We start from the raw sequence: 1,610 nt of genomic DNA, 5'->3' as shown, positions 1-1,610 counted from the left end.
GGCTCGCCGAGCTTTACAGCTGGGCCATCGCCGGGGCCGGGAGCGAGAACTACATCACCCCCCTCCTCCTGGCTAGGGAAATCCACGAGGCCCTGACGGAGGCCATTGTCTGGTCCACCGCCTTCGCTTCTGTGGAAAACTTCAGCGAATCCGCCGAGGCTTTCCTGGAGGAGGCCCGCCTCGAGGCCGCCCGCATCCTCCGGCAGAGGGAGGCCGCCCAGCCCGCCGCCGGGGAGGAGGTGCCCTTCTAATGCGCGCCCTCGCCCTTCTCCTCGCCCTTCTCCTCGTCCTCGCCACCCCCGCCTCGGCCCTCGGCCCCCAGGATCCTGGCCAGGTGGTCCCCCTCTCCGACGAGGTGAAGGGCCTCGGCCCCGGCACTAAGTAGCCCCGAAGGGGGGCGGGTCCGCCCCGCCCCCCTCCCCAAAGGAGGAAGCCGTGAACCTGACCCAGACTCAGATGGAAGAGCTCAAGGCCCGCGTGGAGGAGGCCCTGGAGGCCCTCAGGGATCGGGCCAGGGCCCTCATCGCGGCCATCGCCGCCCACGCCGAGGCCAGGCTGGCCCTCGAGGCGGCCCAGGACGACCTGGAGGACGCCCGCGCTAAGGCCATCCGGGAGGGCCTCGAGGGCAGGAACGAGGCCCAGCGCCAGGCGGAGCTTCTGGAGAGGACCCGTGAGCAGGAGGAGGCCTACAGGAGTGCCCGGAGCGTGTACCGGGTGGCCGAGGCCAACCTGGAGATGGCCCGGGTGGCCTGGGCCGTGGAGAAGGAGGCCCTCCGCGCCCTCGCCGCCATCCTCTCCCGGGAGGCCTGAGGGAGGCCCCGGCCTCGCCTGCCCCCCGCGAGGGGGGGCGGCGGGCCGGGGCGCGCCCTTGCCCACCACCCGCCGCGGGCGCGAGGCTCCCCTCCGGGCCGGCGCTCGGCCCCCGGGCCGCCGCGCCGTGCACGCCGCCGCGGTCCAGCTGACGCTCGGCCCGGGGGCCGCCCTCGGGGGCTCGCTCCGCGCGCCGTGCACGCCGCCGCGCGGAAGCTTCGCCCCCGCGGGACGCGCCGGCCCCTGCCCGCCGTTAAGCTATGGGCGTGCCTAGGCGTCCTCTGTACCAGCCCGAGAGGTTCAAGGGCCTTCCCTGCTCCGCCCGGCTGGTCTGGTTCCATATCTGGGCCCTGGGGGAGGGAGAGTACTCCGCCCGGGAGCTGGCCCAGGAGCTGGAGATGAGCCCGGACGCCGCCGCCCGGGCGCTCCGCCTCCTGAGCGAGCGGGGGCTCCTCGAGGTGGTGCGTCCCCCCGCCGGGTCCAGGGCGGGGGCTTACCGGGTGGCCCGGAGGTTTCCTAGCGGGCCTCCCACTTCCTCTCCGGGTCCAGCCTGAGCACCTCCCCGTCCCACCGCACCGCTTCCCAGTTGGCCAGGAGGTCCCTGGCCCTCGAGGCCGTGGTGTGAAGCCGCTCCCTCACCCCGGGGCCGTCCTCTCCCCAGAGGGCCAGGGCCGCCTCCCGCCAGGGGAGGGGGCCCTCCTTGAGGAGCAGGGCCAGAAGCGCGAAGGCCTTCCCCGAGCCCTCCAGCGGCACCTCCCGCCTGCCCACGAGGAGGCCGGGGGGGCTTTCCCGCAGGACCA

The 1,610-nt window shown here is 74.8% G+C and carries 4 protein-coding genes and 1 pseudogene; 4 read left to right on the top strand and 1 reads right to left on the bottom strand.

Going from position 1 to position 1,610, the window contains the following annotated elements:
* The 4 genes from ACYQ0J_RS00635 to ACYQ0J_RS00620 form a co-directional block, all read left to right on the top strand.
* On the top strand, positions 1-251 hold a 251-nt coding region (locus ACYQ0J_RS00635; RefSeq protein ID WP_460170270.1), incomplete at its 5' end, for a hypothetical protein.
* Entirely contained in the window at positions 251-385 is a 135-nt protein-coding gene (locus tag ACYQ0J_RS00630) for a hypothetical protein (RefSeq protein ID WP_460170269.1), read from the top strand. The genes ACYQ0J_RS00635 and ACYQ0J_RS00630, both read left to right, overlap by 1 nt.
* Before the next feature lie 50 nt (positions 386-435).
* Entirely contained in the window at positions 436-810 is a 375-nt protein-coding gene (locus tag ACYQ0J_RS00625) for a hypothetical protein (RefSeq protein WP_460170268.1), read from the top strand.
* 260 nt (positions 811-1,070) lie between these two features.
* Positions 1,071-1,364: a helix-turn-helix domain-containing protein gene (locus ACYQ0J_RS00620; protein WP_460170267.1), complete on the top strand. Its 294-nt coding sequence runs from the start codon at positions 1,071-1,073 to the stop codon at positions 1,362-1,364.
* On the opposite strand, the pseudogene ACYQ0J_RS00615 reads toward ACYQ0J_RS00620, so the two are convergent.
* Positions 1,327-1,610, bottom strand: a pseudogene (locus ACYQ0J_RS00615) (tetratricopeptide repeat protein); the annotation flags it as partial. The gene ACYQ0J_RS00620 and the pseudogene ACYQ0J_RS00615 overlap by 38 nt on opposite strands.

The organism is Thermus sp. FJN-A, assembly GCF_054655095.1.
This window is presented reverse-complemented; position numbering and strand designations above follow the sequence as displayed.